This window comes from Paenibacillus helianthi (assembly GCF_001909055.1).
GTDB lineage: Bacteria > Bacillota > Bacilli > Paenibacillales > Paenibacillaceae > Paenibacillus_AQ > Paenibacillus_AQ helianthi.
The window spans coordinates 140,170-156,788 of record NZ_LVWI01000070.1; the positions used below are offsets into that span (position 1 = coordinate 140,170).

At 48.3% G+C, this 16,619-nt stretch carries 17 protein-coding genes and 1 riboswitch; of the genes, 11 read left to right on the forward strand and 6 right to left on the reverse strand.

The window, feature by feature from the left end; all coding sequences use genetic code 11:
- Position 1 precedes the first annotated feature (1 nt).
- The 7 genes from A3844_RS25265 to A3844_RS25295 all read left to right on the forward strand — a co-directional run bounded on the left by A3844_RS25265 (position 2) and on the right by A3844_RS25295 (position 5,891).
- Entirely contained in the window at positions 2–454 is a 453-nt protein-coding gene (locus A3844_RS25265; protein ID WP_074108807.1) for a DUF1569 domain-containing protein, read from the forward strand.
- A 218-nt stretch (positions 455–672) separates the two neighbouring features.
- Positions 673–753: riboswitch (glycine riboswitch) on the forward strand.
- A 130-nt stretch (positions 754–883) separates the two neighbouring features.
- Positions 884–2,269 carry an amino acid permease gene (locus A3844_RS25270; protein ID WP_074083143.1) on the forward strand — a complete coding sequence of 462 codons (1,386 nt, stop codon included), beginning with the start codon at positions 884–886 and terminating at the stop codon, positions 2,267–2,269.
- 92 nt (positions 2,270–2,361) lie between these two features.
- Positions 2,362–3,033 carry a YdeI/OmpD-associated family protein gene (locus tag A3844_RS25275; RefSeq protein WP_074108808.1) on the forward strand — a complete coding sequence of 224 codons (672 nt, stop codon included), beginning with the start codon at positions 2,362–2,364 and terminating at the stop codon, positions 3,031–3,033.
- A gap of 89 nt (positions 3,034–3,122) precedes the next feature.
- Positions 3,123–4,088 carry an SseB family protein gene (locus A3844_RS25280; protein WP_074108809.1) on the forward strand — a complete coding sequence of 322 codons (966 nt, stop codon included), beginning with the start codon at positions 3,123–3,125 and terminating at the stop codon, positions 4,086–4,088.
- Between the two features lie 20 nt (positions 4,089–4,108).
- Positions 4,109–4,513 carry an acyl-CoA-like ligand-binding transcription factor gene (locus A3844_RS25285; RefSeq protein WP_167374736.1) on the forward strand — a complete coding sequence of 135 codons (405 nt, stop codon included), beginning with the start codon at positions 4,109–4,111 and terminating at the stop codon, positions 4,511–4,513.
- Between the two features lie 97 nt (positions 4,514–4,610).
- Positions 4,611–5,348 carry a leucine-rich repeat domain-containing protein gene (locus A3844_RS25290; protein ID WP_074108810.1) on the forward strand — a complete coding sequence of 246 codons (738 nt, stop codon included), beginning with the start codon at positions 4,611–4,613 and terminating at the stop codon, positions 5,346–5,348.
- Between the two features lie 60 nt (positions 5,349–5,408).
- Entirely contained in the window at positions 5,409–5,891 is a 483-nt protein-coding gene (locus tag A3844_RS25295) for a GyrI-like domain-containing protein (RefSeq protein WP_074083147.1), read from the forward strand.
- Between the two features lie 50 nt (positions 5,892–5,941).
- On the opposite strand, the gene A3844_RS25300 is transcribed toward A3844_RS25295, so the two are convergent.
- The 3 genes from A3844_RS25300 to A3844_RS25310 all read right to left on the reverse strand — a co-directional run bounded on the left by A3844_RS25300 (position 5,942) and on the right by A3844_RS25310 (position 7,346).
- Positions 5,942–6,268 (reverse strand): Rossmann-fold NAD(P)-binding domain-containing protein, encoded by a 327-nt coding sequence (locus tag A3844_RS25300; RefSeq protein ID WP_074083148.1) that lies wholly within the window; start codon positions 6,266–6,268, stop codon positions 5,942–5,944.
- A 187-nt stretch (positions 6,269–6,455) separates the two neighbouring features.
- A complete protein-coding gene (locus A3844_RS25305; RefSeq protein ID WP_074108811.1) occupies positions 6,456–6,824 on the reverse strand; it encodes a DUF1304 domain-containing protein in 369 nt (122 codons plus the stop codon).
- A gap of 24 nt (positions 6,825–6,848) precedes the next feature.
- On the reverse strand, positions 6,849–7,346 hold the full coding sequence (locus tag A3844_RS25310) for a DinB family protein (RefSeq protein ID WP_074083150.1): 498 nt from the start codon (positions 7,344–7,346) through the stop codon (positions 6,849–6,851).
- 223 nt (positions 7,347–7,569) lie between these two features.
- Here A3844_RS25310 and A3844_RS25315 point away from each other — a divergent pair, with 223 nt between their 5' ends.
- The 4 genes from A3844_RS25315 (at position 7,570) to A3844_RS25330 (ending at position 13,152) form a co-directional block, all read left to right on the forward strand.
- Positions 7,570–8,085 carry a GNAT family N-acetyltransferase gene (locus A3844_RS25315; protein ID WP_074083151.1) on the forward strand — a complete coding sequence of 172 codons (516 nt, stop codon included), beginning with the start codon at positions 7,570–7,572 and terminating at the stop codon, positions 8,083–8,085.
- An 87-nt stretch (positions 8,086–8,172) separates the two neighbouring features.
- Positions 8,173–8,904 (forward strand): ZIP family metal transporter, encoded by a 732-nt coding sequence (locus A3844_RS25320; protein ID WP_074108812.1) that lies wholly within the window; start codon positions 8,173–8,175, stop codon positions 8,902–8,904.
- A gap of 85 nt (positions 8,905–8,989) precedes the next feature.
- Positions 8,990–10,414, forward strand: coding sequence for an O-antigen ligase family protein (locus tag A3844_RS25325; RefSeq protein ID WP_208619457.1), 1,425 nt, complete (start codon positions 8,990–8,992; stop codon positions 10,412–10,414).
- Between the two features lie 59 nt (positions 10,415–10,473).
- Positions 10,474–13,152 carry an S-layer homology domain-containing protein gene (locus tag A3844_RS25330; RefSeq protein ID WP_074108814.1) on the forward strand — a complete coding sequence of 893 codons (2,679 nt, stop codon included), beginning with the start codon at positions 10,474–10,476 and terminating at the stop codon, positions 13,150–13,152.
- Positions 13,153–13,242: 90 nt separating this feature from the next.
- Here the strand turns inward: A3844_RS25330 and A3844_RS25335 are convergent, their stop codons facing one another.
- The 3 genes from A3844_RS25335 to A3844_RS25345 form a co-directional block, all read right to left on the reverse strand.
- Complete coding sequence (locus A3844_RS25335) at positions 13,243–14,151, reverse strand: aldo/keto reductase (protein WP_074108815.1); 909 nt, start codon at positions 14,149–14,151, stop codon at positions 13,243–13,245.
- 131 nt (positions 14,152–14,282) lie between these two features.
- Positions 14,283–15,272 carry an aldo/keto reductase gene (locus tag A3844_RS25340; RefSeq protein ID WP_074108816.1) on the reverse strand — a complete coding sequence of 330 codons (990 nt, stop codon included), beginning with the start codon at positions 15,270–15,272 and terminating at the stop codon, positions 14,283–14,285.
- Positions 15,273–15,595: 323 nt separating this feature from the next.
- A complete protein-coding gene (locus A3844_RS25345) occupies positions 15,596–16,444 on the reverse strand; it encodes an AraC family transcriptional regulator (RefSeq protein WP_074101124.1) in 849 nt (282 codons plus the stop codon).
- Positions 16,445–16,619 lie beyond the last annotated feature (175 nt).

Consider the following 16,619-nt stretch of genomic DNA (forward strand, 5'->3'; position numbering starts at 1 on the left):
GATGAATAACGTGCAATTTGCATCACTGGATGATGTGAAGAAAGAACTGCTGATCATGGAGGGGTATGACGTTATCCCAACCAAACAATGGCCGCTCTATGAGATTCTTGCCCATTGCGCCCAGACCATCGAATATTCTATGACAGGTTATCCGCAGCTGAAGCCAAGGATTGTGAGAAAAACCATCGGCCGCATCGTGATCCGGAAATTTTTGAAGCAGGGCCATATGAAGCATGATTTAACGGCACATGTACCAGGTGCGGCGAAGCTTGAAAAGCAGGGAACTGTCAAAGAGGGAATCGGACTTCTGCTCAGGGTAATTGATGCCTTTCAAGCATACGAGGGGAAGTTAGCTCCCCACCTGATCTTCGGAGATCTAAGCAAGGAGGAGTATGACCGGTATTTCACCATGCACGTTACGGATCATTTCTCCGAGGTGCAGTTCGCAAGCTAAGCTAATGACTAGGAGGCAATCACCTGACAGAGGAGCAGCGATGTAATAAGCTTGTTTATATTAAAGAGATTGCCGAAGAGATATGGAAGTAATTGGCTTGAGACTTTTATCACTGATCTGATACTCCCATTGCAAGTAATATGTTAGAATATCAGAAACGCATGGTACATTAACTTCATAATTCGCAAGCTATGATTGCTATGGATCACACTATAGCAGGAGCAGCTTCTGGAGAGACCACGGGAATTCCGTGGCGCCGAAGGGTTCACAATCTCAGGCAAAAGGACAGAAGAGTACGGAATGTATTTGTCATGCTGACAGCAGCAGGACAGGTATTTTTTCATATTCTTATAACCCGGGAGATTGGATGACATCCAGTCTCTTTTTTTATTGGCATCAATGTATTGTATTCATAAGGGGGAACTAGGAATGGCGCAAACAGAATTAAAAAGAGAGCTGGCCAACCGGCATGTTCAACTGATTGCCATCGGAGGTACTATTGGTACAGGATTATTCCTGGGATCGGGCAAGGCGATTCAGCAGGCGGGACCCTCCATCATGATTACCTATCTAATCGTGGGCATCGCTGTGTTTTTCGTGATGAGAGCGCTGGGAGAGCTTCTGTTGTCTAATGCGGGATACCAGTCATTTACAGATATTGCCGAAGACTATCTTGGCCCCCGGGTGGCATTCATCACGGGTTGGACCTATTGGTTCTGCTGGGTCATGACGGCTATGGCTGATGTGATTGCAGTAGGCGTATATGTGCAGTATTGGTTTAATATTCCGCATTGGGTACCTGCTGTCGTCTGCCTGATCATTTTGTTAGGACTCAATTTACTGACTGTCAAAAACTTCGGTGAACTCGAATTCTGGTTTGCTCTAATCAAAGTCATCACGATTCTTGCTTTAATCGGCATAGGTGTCATCTTCCTGATTATGGGGCTCAAGACGGATGCAGGATCGGTAACGGTCCGGAATCTTTGGGAACACGGTGGCGTGTTTCCGAACGGTGTAAAAGGCTTTTTATTTTCCTTCCAAATGGTTGTATTTGCTTATGTTGGTGTGGAATTAGTGGGGGTATCGGCAGCGGAAACAGCAGATCCGGAGAAAAACATCCCATCAGCGATCAACAAAATACCTCTGCGGATTCTCTTCTTCTACGTTGGCGCATTGTTCGTCCTGCTATGCATTAATCCATGGACGGAACTCAGTCCGGCAGAAAGTCCTTTTGTGAAAACCTTTAGTCTAGTAGGGATTCCAATCGCCGCAGGGATTATCAATTTCGTCGTATTAACTTCAGCCGCTTCTGCATGCAACAGCGGGATGTTCTCGACAAGCCGAATTCTTTATAATTTGAGCCGGAAGAATCAGGCCTCTGTTCATTTTGCCAAACTGAATAAAAATCATGTACCCGGGAACTCGTTATTCATTTCTACGCTGGTCATATCTGCCGGTGCTCTACTGAGCAAGCTCATTCCGGAGCAGGCCTTTGGAATCGTAACCACCATAAGTGCCATTTGTTTTATCTGGGTGTGGGGTGTTGTTCTCGTATGTCACATCAAATATAAGAAGACCCGGCCAGACTTACATTTGAAATCCAAATTCAAAGCACCGTTAACGCCGGCGGTTAATGTTGTTGTCCTCGCTTTGTTTGCTGCGATACTCATTATAATGCTGATCGCTAGAGAAACACGTCCGGCATTATTGTTTACGCCTCTATGGTTCATTCTGTTATATGTTCTGTATTCGGTGAATAGCAGGAAGAGGGAGCAGAGCAATAAAATAATCAGTGCAAAACCGACAATCCATTAAGTCAAAGCAGCCCTCAATCCCACAATTCGGTGGTTTTGGGGGCTGCTTTGATTTATTATGGGGAACAGATAACCATTAACGGAGGTCCTTACATGTCTAAAACAATCGCAGACAAATTAAACTTACACAAATTCAAAAAGGTTGCCATATTGAACAGGCCCGAAGATGAGGATAGTCTATCGGGGTTAATAGCTTATGATACTGAGCTGACGGACAACTGTTATGATCTCATTTTTGCTTATGTGCTTAATATGGAAGCGCTGCAGGATCTCATCAATACAGTGATTGATCGTAACTATTTAGATAAGGGCGGCTATTTGTACGCTGCTTACCCCAAAAAGGGAAATAAGGTCTATTCCACCTATATTCATAGGGACAGCCTGTTTGAAGGGGTGGGAGCGGATGAGGACGGATATATTGGGGCGAGCAACCTGAAGTTTGCACGTATGGTGGGGCTAAACGACGTGTTTACCGTTGTTGGTTTCAAAGAGGAGACACGGAAGAAGAATGAGGCGTCCTCCAAGCCAAGTCAGCGGGTGGATGATTATACATCTATGATTCCTGCTGTGGAAAATGACTTACAGGATAGTCCGGAGGCGCTGAAGTTGTACCAATCGCTTACTCCCGGTTACCGGAAGGATTGGGCCCGTTATGTATATAGTGCCGTACAAGAAGGGACTAGAGCAAAGCGAAGAGCAGAAATGAAGAAGATTCTAGGTGAAGGTTATAAGAGCATCGACATTTACCGGAGAGAAAAGCCGTAAGGAAGGAAGGCTTAAAATGATTACCTGAGGATGGCAGGCGGGGAGCAAAGTATAAAAAGACTAGCCCTTGATAGAATGGAGACTTGGCGATGAGCGAGGAACAGAAAGATAAAGCAGCAGGAGAAGTTCTATTTATTTCTCCAATGACAATGGAAGCAAGCAGCGGACTTACGATTCAGGATCTGATCTCTATGATTCAATCTGCTCGGTATTCTAAGGAAAGCGGAGCTTTTGAGACGGGGCACTTTGATGCCAAGACGCTCTTAGACTCATTGAAACGAACCATCTTAAATGCCGAAGCGTTGTATATGGCGTACGATGTCCATACGAATTATCCATACATCGATGGTAATGACCAGGTATGGGTATTCTCTGAGGAAGCATTCTCAGCCAATGCGGCGGATTATTACCTGCAGCAGCTCATTGAGCTGGAAATGAGAAAGATCAGCCGGGAGGGGTTCCGCAGGATGCTCGCTGAGCTGCATCTCCTTGGCATCCGCAACCTTCTCATTGATAACTGGCAAAATACGATCGTGATCAGCAGAGACGATCTATTGCCGCCGCCCGATTGGAGCGGAACGCCGGAGATCAATATTCCCGTAAGCAATCCGGAGCTGCAGCATGCGATGCTTTGTTTTTTTCAGGCGATGTATTCCCGGCAGCAGTATGAAGGCAAGAATCAGTTTCTTCAGGCGGCAGAAGCCCGGATGCTGGATGAACTCGTTCAGGCGAAGTTTTTGGTGCCGATGCAGCTTAAGGAAGAAGAGCCGTCACCCTCTGATGAACAGGGCATGAAGACGTTGAAGCAAGGAACGTACATTCAATTTGCCTCCCTTGGCGTGGAGGGGGAAGGACCTTGGCTGCCAGTATTCACAGATTGGCTTGAGTTTGAAAAAGGATATGATAAAACGGTATGGGGCGGCAATGTCGCTACCTATGAGGATATTGTGTCCCTATCGGAGAACATGAGCGGAGCCGTCATTAATTTCCGGGGGATCGGTTTCCGGTTGGATGACAAGAATAAGCGGATGATCGCCGAATATAAGAGGTTGTAGAGGCTACAAAAGAGGATGTATTGCTTATCGATAACTATGATCCTCTCTTTGTTGCTGCTTTTGAAGACCAGCCTTCTAATCTAAGTCCGCTCCAAGCAATACGTAACGCTATGCTTTCTGGAATTAAGAATATGTCCACAGATGAGCTGACTACGGTGCGTGAACGTAACGAGCTTATTATGAAGGTCCCGGAGCTGAGGGCTGCGAGTCTAAATAACATGACCCAAATGATGCAGTTGATCATGGAATTAATAGCTAAACGAGTAGGCCGTAACCCGGAAGACTTAGCGGTGCGCACTTTTGCTGGTGCAATTATTGGTGTCAATATCTCGGTGATGCTGTACTATGCGGAGAATCCTGATGCCGATTTTGCGAAATTGTTAGATGAAGCTTTGAGTAAATTAGAGGAAGGCTTGCCATTATGAAGCCGAAATAGATGCTCTCCAAGGTGAATAGTTTTCAAGAAAAATCCGATAAAAGAAAGGATGACAACTATTCAAGTTGCGAAAAAGGAGAATCTAAATGCCTGCTAAATTAGTGAAAAATATCATCGTGTTTTGTTTGGTTTTCGTATTCTTACCGGCAACATCCATTTGGGCTGCCTCTGTTATTACGGACCCTGCTTTGGCGAAAGCCATTCGAACGGAATTGAAGCTGCCAGCTAATAAAGAGGTGAAGGCCGCTGATTTGCAGAAGTTGAAGTCTTTGTATCCTATGGAGTCCAAGAATAAAATCGTCAGTTTGCAGGGACTTGAATATGCTGCTAACCTGCAGGACTTATTCCTGCCCGGCCAAAAAATAAAGAATATCACACCCCTCGGCAAGCTGAAAAAACTGACGTTCCTGGCTGTTGACGGGAATCAGATTACTGATCTTTCACCGCTTTCCGGGTTAAGTTCTCTGCAAAAACTGGTGGTTGACGACAATAAAATCAAAAGTCTAGTGCCGCTCAAGAATTTACATAAGCTGACTGATCTTCTTGCCAGCAACAATCAAGTAACAGATCTAAGTCCCCTTAAGGATTTGAAGTTAGAATGGCTTATCCTGAGCGGAAATCAAATTCAAGATTTGACGCCGTTAAAAAATCATCCAACCTTGGAGCACCTTTATCTGGACGATAACCTCATTCAGGAACTTGAAGTGCTCGAGACGATGCCGAATTTAAAGGAAGTATCTTTGGCAAACAACCCGCTGAATGAGCAAGCAAAGCAGGTCATCCAAAACCTGGAGGATAATGGCGTCATTGTGAATATAAATTAAACATGACAGTAAGCTGTCTACTTTCTCCTTGTATAATTTAGTTCAAGAGGAGAGTGAGGCATGAGCACTATTACAATTCACAAGCCAAAGCTAATACTGACTGGAGTAGCTGTACGTACAACGAACGAAGCGGAGGCCGGACCGGATGGGCAATTGGCTAAACTATGGGAAACTTACTTTCAGAGCAATCTCGGTTCCGCAGCTGGTATTAAAAATCCACATTATATTTACGCCCTGTATACGGATTATGAGAGCGATGCAAACGGAGCTTATACGGTTGTTATAGGGCACGAATTAAGCAGTGACACGGCCTTAGGAAACACTAATCATGTAGTTGCGGTCGTCCCTGAAAGTAAATACATGGTATTTACAACGAGAAAGGGACCTGTATATGAAGTAGTGGCTGAGACGTGGCATGAGATATGGGCCTATTTCAAGGAATCTAAGGAAGTAAGGACCTATACGGGCGATTTCGAGCTTTATGATGCCAGAGATTTCGATCCGGCCAATACAGAATTGCAGATTTATATAGCTATACAATAATTGCAAGGGGGTGTTCCAAGCTATTTCAGCTTATGGACACCCCCTATCTATTAATTATCCTTCGAATGTCGTTCCCCAACCTGGAAGTCATCCGCATGTTCGAACATGTACTTCACGGTCATTGCATCCTGCCCCGTCAGTATCTTGAAGTCAGCCGTATAATTATCCATCTTTCCTAACCGGATCGCTTCGCCAAAGGTTACCATCCCCTCAGATGAGAAGGGGGCCTCTGAGCCCTTTTTAAATTCACCCTCGGTTGTTCTTGGAACACATAGTGCGTCAAATATGGCGTAATTTTCTTCATCGGTGATAGGTTCATAGATTACATGATTGCCCGATACTTCATTTCCGATTGCCACAAAGTCGGTGATGGTCATTAGCTCAGTTTCTGTCGATCAATTGGATATTGAACTCGTCCTCAAGCAAGGCGATGTGCTGGCTAACCGTAGTCATGAACCTCCGGCGGCCTAAGTATGACTTGTTATAGCTTACTTTTGCAGCAAAAAAACTGACCCCGATGCAGCATCGGCGCCAGTTATACAAGCTGATCATCAAAAACCGGATTTACAGATTCGCCAGAAGAAGGGCGATAATAGCCAGAAAGGCCGGAAGGCCCTGGACTAACAGAATGGATTTCTTGGCCGTCATGCCGCCATAGACCGCTGCAACTCCGACACAGATTAGAAAAAACAGTTGAAGCTGAAATCCGAACGTGTCGTTCGGATGGAACAAACCCCAGACCAGACCGGCCGCCAGAAAACCATTATACAGACCTTGATTGGCTGCGAGCGATTTCGTATCCTGCGCGAACTCCTTGGTGGTCCCGAACGCCTTCTGCGCTCTGGGGGTAGTCCACATAAACATCTCCAAGGTTAAAATATACACATGCTCCAGCGCTACGAGCGCCACAAGTATAGTACTCAAAATCATCATCTTAATTCCCTCTTTTGTATTAGATTAGGCGGGATAGCCTCCGCCAGGTGGCGGCCAGGCCCCGTGTAGACGGCGAAGCAGAACAATTTCTCCTAGATGGTAGGAATTATGAGAGGCGATATTACGTAAAATTCCGCCCTTGGTCTCCCCAGGAAAACCGGGGAGCGGTTCGTCCAGTTGTACAGTCCGGGCAAAATCAACCGCCTTCTCCACGCCTTGCAGCAAATGCCTCACGGTGTCCTGCCATTCTGCCTCATCCCCCGGGGCTTCCTCCTCAGGCCAGCTATCCATTACACTTCCTGGCGCTTGCGGTTTGCCCCCCTCCAGGAAGGTCAGCATGAAATCCTGCCAATAGCTCATATGTTTCATTAATTGATAAATGCTGTACGGAATTCCTCCCGTACGTTGTCCGGCAAGCTCCGGTGTAATATCCGGCAAGGCTCTGGCAATCGGAATATGTCCCCGTTCGCCAATTAATGATTTCACAAGAGCTTGACCAAAAGCAGAATTGGACTCGGACATCATGAAGCTCCTTTCAATATCTTAATATTTGTGTTTAAATTATATTTTGCAAAATCGAATTTCACAAAAGTAAATATACCTAAGTTCAGTAATTTTGTCAATTGTCCAGGCGATCTGCCCATTCAATGTAAGTAGAAATATCTAAGGCCAGAATACAGGGGAAACCGGTATAATGTTAGCAGGCAGAGTCGAAATATTAACAATCGGGTCAGGAGGTATACCCTTGTACATAAGAATACTGACATCCGCCGATGCGGAGATTTACCGCGAGCTCCGGCTGCAGTCGCTGCTGCAGAGTCCGGAGGCTTTTCTCAGCTCCTATGAGTCGGAGTCCAAAATCTCCATGGTCACCACCCGGATCAGGCTGGAACCCTCGGATGATAATTTTACCCTTGGAGCGTTCATTGCTGAGGAAAAGCTGGTGGGTATTGTAACCCTTTTCCGCGAGAGCAGACCGAAGATCCGTCACAAAGCCCATGTATATTCCGTATACGTCGATCCGTGTGCGCGTAAGCAGGGGGTAGGGCGGGTCTTGATGCTGGAACTGATCAAGCGGGCCAAGCAGGTACCGGGTCTGGAAATCCTTAATCTGACCTTAACCTCCACCAACCTGTCCGCCAAACGGCTATACGAATCTCTGGGGTTTATCCGCTATGGCACAGAGCCGAGGGCGATGAAGCTCGGGGTTGACTACCAGGATGAAGATCTGATGTTTTTGCCGCTAGTGCCGGAGCTGTAGAATATAAATGGAAATTACAGACATAACTGTGCCTGCCGGAAGCATATGCTGGGTCTAGGAGTCCTGTCCACAAAAGGGGTTGAAGACTTGCAAACTGCGCTGCTTGGCAGCTTTTTATCGGCTATGGCTACTGTACTTGGGGTGGTTCCCATTCTGTTCGTCCGAAGATTGTCCGAGCTGTGGAAGGATGTGCTGGTCGCCTTCACTGCCGGAATCATGGTATCCGCATCCACCTTTGGGTTAATGCCGCAGGCGATCAAGGAATCGGGAATCCTTGCGTTAACCCTGGGTCTGATTACCGGTGTACTGTTGCTCGATCTGATCGAGAATAATATTCCGCATATTGATGTGGAGAACAAGCCCGGCTTCACTAACATGGATTCCAAAGCACTGCTGGTGCTGATCGCACTGTTTATTCATAATATTCCCGAAGGTCTCAGCACAGGCTTCAGCTATGCGAGTGAGCAGTCGAGCCTCGGCCCCATGGTGGCGATAGCCATCGGAGCACAGAATATGCCGGAGGGTCTGATTCTGGCAGTGTTTTTGCTGAATTCCCAGGCGACACGGCGCAAAGCATTGATTATGGCCGCCTTAACCGGCCTCATGGAGATGGTGTCGGCGGTGATCGGATATTTTACAGCCAGCTATATGCAGAACGTGGTGGGGTACGGGTTGGCTTTTGCCGCTGGAGCGATGCTTTTTATCGTCTATAAGGAGTTGATTCCGGAGAGCCACGGACACGGGTATGAACGCCCCTCAACGTATTCATTTATCTTTGGCCTGTTGGCGATGGTGTATATTACTCAAGCTTTTGGGTGAGGTCCTAGGAGGAATTCCGTCAGACCTTGTCGAAAACTTCCTTACTATGAAGAAAAATATACCAAACAACAAACCTGCGGAAAAAATGTCTTATTATACTTTGCTCGTGTATATGATTGCCGGAGCGCTCGGAGCGGGATACTTTCATACCCGTTCTTTTTTGGCGTTAGATGCTCTGTTATTTACAGCGGTACTTGTTTACATTCTGCGCACCGGCAGGATCAAGCTGCTGCCGGTGCATTTTTTTCTGCTGATACTTACCTTACTGTACTGGTTGTCTGCCATTTGGGCGGTGGATGTTGAACAAGCTCTGCTGGAAGCGGGCAAAATCTCCTCCCTGCTCCCGCTATCGCTGCTGTTTGCCGGGTTGTCCCGGGAGCTGCGGGACCGGATTTGGTCAGCCTGGGCCTGGTGTGGAACAGCACTGACACTGTGGGGACTGGCCTTTGGGCTGTTCCGCGAAGGCAGGCTGGAATCGACGCTTGGTTATGCGAACAGCTTTGCCGTCATATTGGCGGCAGGAGTTGCGGCAGGCTGGGGTGCTTACAAGCTCTCAGGTCACAAACGCTATTGGATCGTTTGTGTAATCCAGATTGGCGGCTTGCTATGGACCGGCTCCAGAGCGGTACTGGTTCTGGCGGTCATCGGGGCAGTCATTTATGTATTCCTGAACCGGGATGCGCAAAAAGTATCCATGCTGGGAACGATGGCGGCATCAGTCTTGTTGGCGGTGGTCTTAGCCTTTGCTGCGCGTAATGGCGGCGCGGCGTTTCGTGAGATAGCCTGGGATGCTCCCGAATTTGCCCTGCGCCGCATCTATTGGAGCGATGCTTTTCATCTATGGCTGAAGCACTGGCTGCTGGGTGTGGGTGGCGGCGGATGGGCAGTGCTGTATCCTTCCGTATATGTGAAATATGTGCATCAGCAGTATTTGCAGGTTGCTCTGGATACTGGGGTTTTTGGAGCTCTGAGCTTTATAGGTATGATTATCTTCTCTATACGCGCGGGGCTGCGCAGGGGAAAAGAAGGCTGGGGCTCTGTGCTGGCCATTATCCTGTTCTGCGCCCATCTTGCTTTTGATATCGATCTGGCTTATCCGCTGGTGTTCGGCTTGTTCATTATGCTGCTCACCGGAGCAGAGGCCGAAGGCGGGCCCGGACAAGAAATTCCTCTGCCGCGTTTCAGAACTGCAGCTCTGGCTCTGCCCGCAGTAATTGCAATATTTTTCTTTTCGTGGCTGACGGTAGGCTATACCAGCCTTGCCAACGGGGAGTCAGCGATAGCTAGGCAGGATTGGGAAAGGGCGGAACGATCACTGATTGCCGCTGCTGCACAGCTTCCGTGGTCCCATGAGACTCATTACGAATTAGCTGCTCTTTATTCTGCTATAGCCCGGTCCCAGGGTGATGAATCCTATATGCAAAAAGCATTGGAGGAAATGCGAACGGCTTCGGATATGATCCCGGAGAACAGGAGCTATAAAGAGATGGTGAAGCAGGCAGAGAATTGAGGACAATAATGGAATATAAGTTAAATAATACGTTGTAATATGTTGGAATTCCTCGTATTATGGGGAAGGATTTCCGAATCCTACACATCCACCTGGGGGGAATTATTCTGCACAACATTTTACGCAAAATCAGCGCTTCACTGGCAGTCCTCATGCTGCTGGCGTTAAGCGCACCCGTACTGACCTATGCGGCCAGTATGCTGAAAGTATATTACGATGCATCTACCGGAGAGATTTCGGGAGTGATCTACTCCGATCAGAAAGACATTGCAATGGATCTGATTCATTCGAATGGCAGCAAGGTTCAAGTACCTTCATCGGTGCTTGGTGAGGTATATTACTCAGATAGTGCCAAGGCTTACTGGTCTAAGGTAAACGGTACGATTGCTCAAGGTCTGGTACCCGGCTATGCTAAAGTTGTTGCGGGCGATACGAGGGATTTTGCTGCTAGCGTGACGGGGAATGTGTATTCGTTCGGGGATGCTCCAGTGGCCCCGGTGATTTATAGTACGAGCTGGTCCAATCAAACCGATAAGTCTAGCGATATCAGTGTTTATTGGCAAGCCTTTGACAGGTATTCAATTTCATATTACAAGTTTTATAACAATGACCAATTCATCGGAATTACTAAGGCTAACACATTCAAAATCAAAAATCTTCCCGAACATTCTTTGAATCATTTCAAAGTGTCTGCAGTAGACGTATTCGGCCGGGAATCGGATTTTTCACCTACCTATACAATGCGTGTCCGTGGGTTAATGAAGGAAGTGAACTTCCTCTTTAATGGAAAGAAACCCGGTTACGCGCTTCAACCAAATGACATGCTGGTATCATTTGTTGTATCAGGAAACGCTGTAGACCAGCCAGATACATGGGAAGATTTGAGTTTGATTTTATCTGATGCTTCTTCGGATTCTCTTTATAGCCCGTATACAATAAACCATTCAGAATTGAGCGCTTCAGATTTTGAATTAGTCAACAAAGATGGAGCTGTTTTTCCAGTAAGCAACCTCTATAATAATAATAATTATTTTAAATTTATTTTTCCAGTTCCACTAAAAACAGACGAACAATATATTTTGAAACTGACCTCTTCAGCTTCGGGTCATGAGATCAGCTTACCCAATGTTAACTCTCAATATGGAAGTGCTTATCTTTATACCAATGCCTACAAAAATGGCGAAGCCGATGCTTTTGTCTATGAATACCGTCAGAAGGGCATCGTAACCGGCGATCCATTCGCACCTGCTAAGCCTACAGGATTGAAGGCATCTGGCAACGGAAGTCTGTATGTAACCTGGGACAGCAATAAGGAAGATGATCTAGAAGGTTACCTGGTCTGGCTGGATGGCAGTCTGCTGACAGAACCTATTAAGCGAACAAACTTCACTATTAACGGTTTAACCAATGGTAAGATTTATCATGTTAATGTAGCAGCTGTAGACAAAGTGGGCAATCGCTCGCTGCAAGCTTACATTTTTCCAGTGCCTCAGGCTTCTGGAGGGGGGACGTCAGGAGGAGGAAGTACACCAGGCGGAGGCGGAGGTAGTGCAGCAGGAGGAGGCGGGGCCTCAGGACCAAGCTCATCTGTCCCTGCGGTGGTAGCGGTTAAATCTCTTATCAGTGTAGTCGACCTGGCTGGAGTCACGAAGGCCTTAGACATAGCACTCAAAAGTGAGAACGGGAAGGTAACTGTACCTGTAGCCAGCGATATTAAGCAGCTCCTGTTGCCTGCAAGCTCTGAAGTAATCAACAAAGACAATGCTCTGGTTGTCTCCAAAGATAATCTGTCTATTGAAATTCCAGGTGGTGATCTGGAGAAGCTTAAGGCTTCTGTGCCAGCAGAGCAGCTAAAGGATGCGAAGATTTCCGTCTCCTTTACTCCGCTTAGCAGTGATGATATTGCCAAGGCAACAAGCGGAACTACCGGTAAATCGGCGAATACTGCAATTTCCTCCGCTGGTGCGGCTTTTGATTTTGGCTTATCGCTCATAACGGCAGATGGCAAGGAAACGAAGATGTCTGAGCTCGATTTTCCGGTCACGTTGAAATTGAAGGTTAACGAAGGCGTGAATACCCCGCTCTCAGGTGTTTATTATTTGGATGCACAAAGCGGACTGCAGTACACAGCAGGACAACTGGAGAGCGGCTATCTGAGTGTTCAGACCAGTCATTTCAGCAAATACGCTGTGCTGCAATACAGTAAATCGTTCAGTGACGTTTCCGCTACTCATTGGGCATCCGGTGCCATTCAAGCAATGGTGGCTCAGCAGGTGGTGACAGGGACAAGTGATCTGCACTTCTCCCCTAATCAAAAGGTGACACGGGCCGAATTTGCTGCGTTTATTGCCCGCAAGCTGAATCTGAAGGCAGGCAATGCAAGCAGCTTCAGTGATGTTGGAGCGGCCAAATGGTATGCGGATGAGGTTGCTGCAGCTTCTGCGGCCGGTATCGTAACGGGAATCTCCGGTTCGGCATTTGCACCGGACAAGCTTATTTCCCGGCAGGAGATGACAGCCATGCTGATCAAATCTTATCTCTATAAAAATAATAAGTCACTGAGTACGGTAGAAGCTTCTAGTGCTTTTGCCGACTACAGCTCCATTTCAAAGTGGGCCCGGCCATATGTGGCTTATGCTCATGAGCTGGGTCTGATTCAGGGCCGGAGCGGCAACAAGTTCCAGCCTCTGCAGAATGCGACCCGGGCCGAAGCGGTTCAATTGATCTCCAGGCTGTAGAACCAGCAAATCATGTATTATGAAAAGAGGCTGTTCCTGAACTGTTATGACCTAACAGTTACAGGGACAGCCTCTTCGTCATACATATTCTTAGCGGTGCTGCACATACCGGTTGCACTTGCTGGCAGCATGGACAGCTGCCAGCTCTGCGGGAGAGAGCGGGGCGGCTTCAGCGGCAGCCGCATTCAGCCGCAGTTGCCCCAGGCTGCTTGCGCCCGGAATAATGGCGGCAACTGCGGGATTTGCCAGCGGGTAATGCAGCGCTGTCTCCGTCAAGGTACGGTAGCCGCAGCTCTGCTTCAGCAGATGTTCATGCAGCCCTACCAGTTCCTCGCTATCGTAGCCAAGATACTCCCGGTTGGCTTTACTGGCACCATGTTCGGTTAATATGCCGCTTGCCAGCGGTCCCCGGGCAATGAGACTAATGCCTTGCCGTTCCAGCAGGGGCAGAACCTCTTCTTCAGACCGCCGGTCCAGGATGCTGTACTGGCTCATGACACTGACAATATTGGAACGGGAGACGTATTCCTTGATCACATTCGGGCGGATGGAGGAGATGCCGTAGTAGCGGATCAGTCCTTCCTGCTTCAGCTCCTCGAAAGCTTCAATGGTCTCGTCAATCGGATCCTCGAGCGTACCGCCATGTAGCTGGTACAGGTCGATATAATCCGTCTGCAGTCTGTGCAGGCTCTCTTTTACTGCCGACTTTATATAAGCTTTGGAAGGGTCCCAGGTCCAGCCTTCCTGACCGGGGACTCTGCGGTTGCCGACTTTGGTAGCGAGGATAACGTCTGCCCGGCGTTGACGCAGCGCCTGCCCGATAATTTCTTCATTCCGTCCGCTATCATAGAGGTCGGCAGTATCCAGAAAGTTAACGCCTAGCTCAAGCGCCTCATGAATAATCGGAATCGCCGTGGCTTCGTCGGTCCCCAGGGACATGCAGCCGAGTCCCATAGCACTTACGTATAAATCGGAATTTCCTAAACGGTTTTTGTTCATCTGCTTCCCTTTCTGTGTTGTTTTTTTTGTACATTATAGCATTCCCACAGCAAAAGACGGCAATAGAGCGCTGCCGCAGCCTGCCAGCTGTGCGGTCGCTATTGCCGTCTTTGTGTGTGTATGTGTTCAGCTTATCCCCGCAAAATACTCTCGATTTGCTCCAGCTCTTCCGCGCTGAGCTCAGGTGCGTTCAGGGAGGCTACGGCATCCTCGATCTGGCTTACCTTGCTTGCGCCGATCAGAGCCGAGGTCACTTTGCCGCCGCGCAGCACCCATGACAGGGCCAACTGCGACATTTTCTGTCCGCGTGCAGCAGCCAGATCGTTCAGCTGGCTGACCTTGCTGATCACCTCTGCAGTGATTTCCTTCTCTGAGAGGAACACGCTCGGTCCGGCTGCGCGGGAATCCGGTGTGATTCCTTTGAGGTAGCGGTCGGTAAGGATACCTTTTTGCAGCGGAGAGAAGGCGATGGTGCCGATGCCTTCCTCAGCCAGCACATCCTGCAGCCCCTCTTCAATCCAGCGCGACATCATGGAGTAATTCGGCTGGTGGATCAGGCAAGGCGTGCCGAGACGGCGGAGAATCTGAGCCGCTTCCCGCGCTTCGTCAGCCTTGTAATTGGAGATACCGACATACAGCGCTTTACCTTGACGCACAAGCAGATCCAGCGCCGCCATTGTTTCTTCCAGTGGTGTATTCGGGTCCGGGCGGTGATGGTAGAAAATATCCACATAATCCAGTCCCATCCGTTTCAAGCTCTGATCGAGACTGGAGACAAGATATTTCTTCGAGCCCCATTCGCCATAAGGGCCTGGCCACATATAATAGCCTGCTTTGCTGGAGATGATCATCTCGTCGCGGTAGACGGCGAAATCTTTGCGCAGAATCTGCCCGAATGTCTCTTCAGCCGATCCGGCAGGCGGACCGTAGTTATTAGCGAGGTCGAAGTGGGTAATGCCTAGATCGAAGGCCCGTCTGATCATAGCCCGTCCGTTCTCGAACACATCGTTGCCGCCAAAATTATGCCACAGCCCGAGCGAGATTGCCGGGAGGAGCAGGCCGCTGCGGCCGGTACGGTTGTACTTCATATTTGCATAACGTTCAGGACTAGCATTGTACATTTTTTTACCTCCTAAAAGTTTGTGAGCGTTACTTCCTGCATTTACTTCGAACAAACTAGGATCGTAAGCATAAGCTTAAGTTTTGTAAGCCAAAGCATCATCGTGTTACTCCGTACAAAACTAACTTCTTAAGCATTCGCTTAAGACTTGTAAGCGTAATCATCGTGTGATAGAGGAGAGGCGGCTTGCCCTCATTTTTGCCGAAATAAAACCATTGGAATCACCAAGAATAATCACACGTAAGCATTTGTTTCAGCCGATCCCGGTCACGCTCTTATTGTAGCGGATGCACGGAGACAAACGTATGTCAGCAAGGAAGAAGTTTATAGAACAATGTCATTATCGGCATGACGGATGCGGTACTCCTTGGGCGAGCAGCCCTTTACCTTCTTGAACATACGCGAAAAAAGCAGCGGGTCCTGGTAGCCGACAGACCGCGAGATTTCACCAATCGTACAATTTGTATCCGTTAAAAGCTCACACGCTTTGGCGATACGGAAATTGAGTAGGTACTGTTGCGGCGGCAGGCCGACGGTCTTTTTGAATAACGCGGATAAATATTTGCGGTCCAGCTTCAGGGAGGAGGACATCATCTCCACGGTAACATTTTCACAGTAATGGGCATGCAGATAGTGGAGACATTGCTCAACGTAAATACTCTTTTGGCGTGGAACCGGGAAAATGTCCGCCGCCGCAGGAACCGTGCGCAGCAGCAGGCCAAAGAACTCATACATGATCGCCTTGAGCGGCAGATCGAGACTGCCTGTGTGGTCAGCCGCAGCACTAAGCCGGTCATAGAGTACGGGCATCAGTGATTCATCCATCGGAAAGATGGGGTGTTCGGGCGTGAGAGAGGTTTTGGATAGCAGATATCCAATCTCTTCTCCCGTAAAAGCAACCCATGAATACATCCAGGGATGATCCGTGTCCGCCGCATAACGGGTGACAATATGAGGATAAGTCAGGAAGGCTTGTCCAGGCTGCAAAATGTGGGTTTCTTCTCCTACAGTGACTTTGCCGGTTCCTTTGTGAATGAAATGGATTTTGTACAGGTCGCGCACGCCGGGGCCAACGCTATGTCCGGGAGCACACTGCTCACGTCCCCAATAATGAAGATGCAGATCGGAATTGCCCCGGAAGGGGCGCTCTGAATTATATTTGAATATGGCCATGCTTCAGCCTCTTTTCGGTATGGGATGGCTCCGGGATGGATATACACTTCATTATACAATAGATCGTTCGTGGCAGATCAACCGCAAAAAGTCCCAGACCCCAGGCTGAGGGCGGGACTTCCAGGATTTAGAATGGGGAGGCATAGCGGGGCACAGCTTGCTGTACCGGATGACG

Excerpts from the sequence above, each read along its gene's own strand:
- A3844_RS25265 (WP_074108807.1), top strand. The coding sequence starts at position 2 with ATGAATAACGTGCAATTTGCATCACTGGATGATGTGAAGAAAGAACTG.
- A3844_RS25270 (WP_074083143.1), top strand. The coding sequence starts at position 884 with ATGGCGCAAACAGAATTAAAAAGAGAGCTGGCCAACCGGCATGTTCAA.
- A3844_RS25275 (WP_074108808.1), top strand. The coding sequence starts at position 2,362 with ATGTCTAAAACAATCGCAGACAAATTAAACTTACACAAATTCAAAAAG.
- A3844_RS25280 (WP_074108809.1), top strand. The coding sequence starts at position 3,123 with ATGAGCGAGGAACAGAAAGATAAAGCAGCAGGAGAAGTTCTATTTATT.
- A3844_RS25290 (WP_074108810.1), top strand. The coding sequence starts at position 4,611 with ATGCCTGCTAAATTAGTGAAAAATATCATCGTGTTTTGTTTGGTTTTC.
- A3844_RS25295 (WP_074083147.1), top strand. The coding sequence starts at position 5,409 with ATGAGCACTATTACAATTCACAAGCCAAAGCTAATACTGACTGGAGTA.
- A3844_RS25300 (WP_074083148.1), bottom strand. The coding sequence starts at position 6,268 with ATGACCATCACCGACTTTGTGGCAATCGGAAATGAAGTATCGGGCAAT.
- A3844_RS25305 (WP_074108811.1), bottom strand. The coding sequence starts at position 6,824 with ATGATGATTTTGAGTACTATACTTGTGGCGCTCGTAGCGCTGGAGCAT.
- A3844_RS25310 (WP_074083150.1), bottom strand. The coding sequence starts at position 7,346 with ATGTCCGAGTCCAATTCTGCTTTTGGTCAAGCTCTTGTGAAATCATTA.
- A3844_RS25325 (WP_208619457.1), top strand. The coding sequence starts at position 8,990 with ATGTCTTATTATACTTTGCTCGTGTATATGATTGCCGGAGCGCTCGGA.
- A3844_RS25330 (WP_074108814.1), top strand. The coding sequence starts at position 10,474 with ATGGGGAAGGATTTCCGAATCCTACACATCCACCTGGGGGGAATTATT.
- A3844_RS25335 (WP_074108815.1), bottom strand. The coding sequence starts at position 14,151 with ATGAACAAAAACCGTTTAGGAAATTCCGATTTATACGTAAGTGCTATG.
- A3844_RS25340 (WP_074108816.1), bottom strand. The coding sequence starts at position 15,272 with ATGTACAATGCTAGTCCTGAACGTTATGCAAATATGAAGTACAACCGT.
- A3844_RS25345 (WP_074101124.1), bottom strand. The coding sequence starts at position 16,444 with ATGGCCATATTCAAATATAATTCAGAGCGCCCCTTCCGGGGCAATTCC.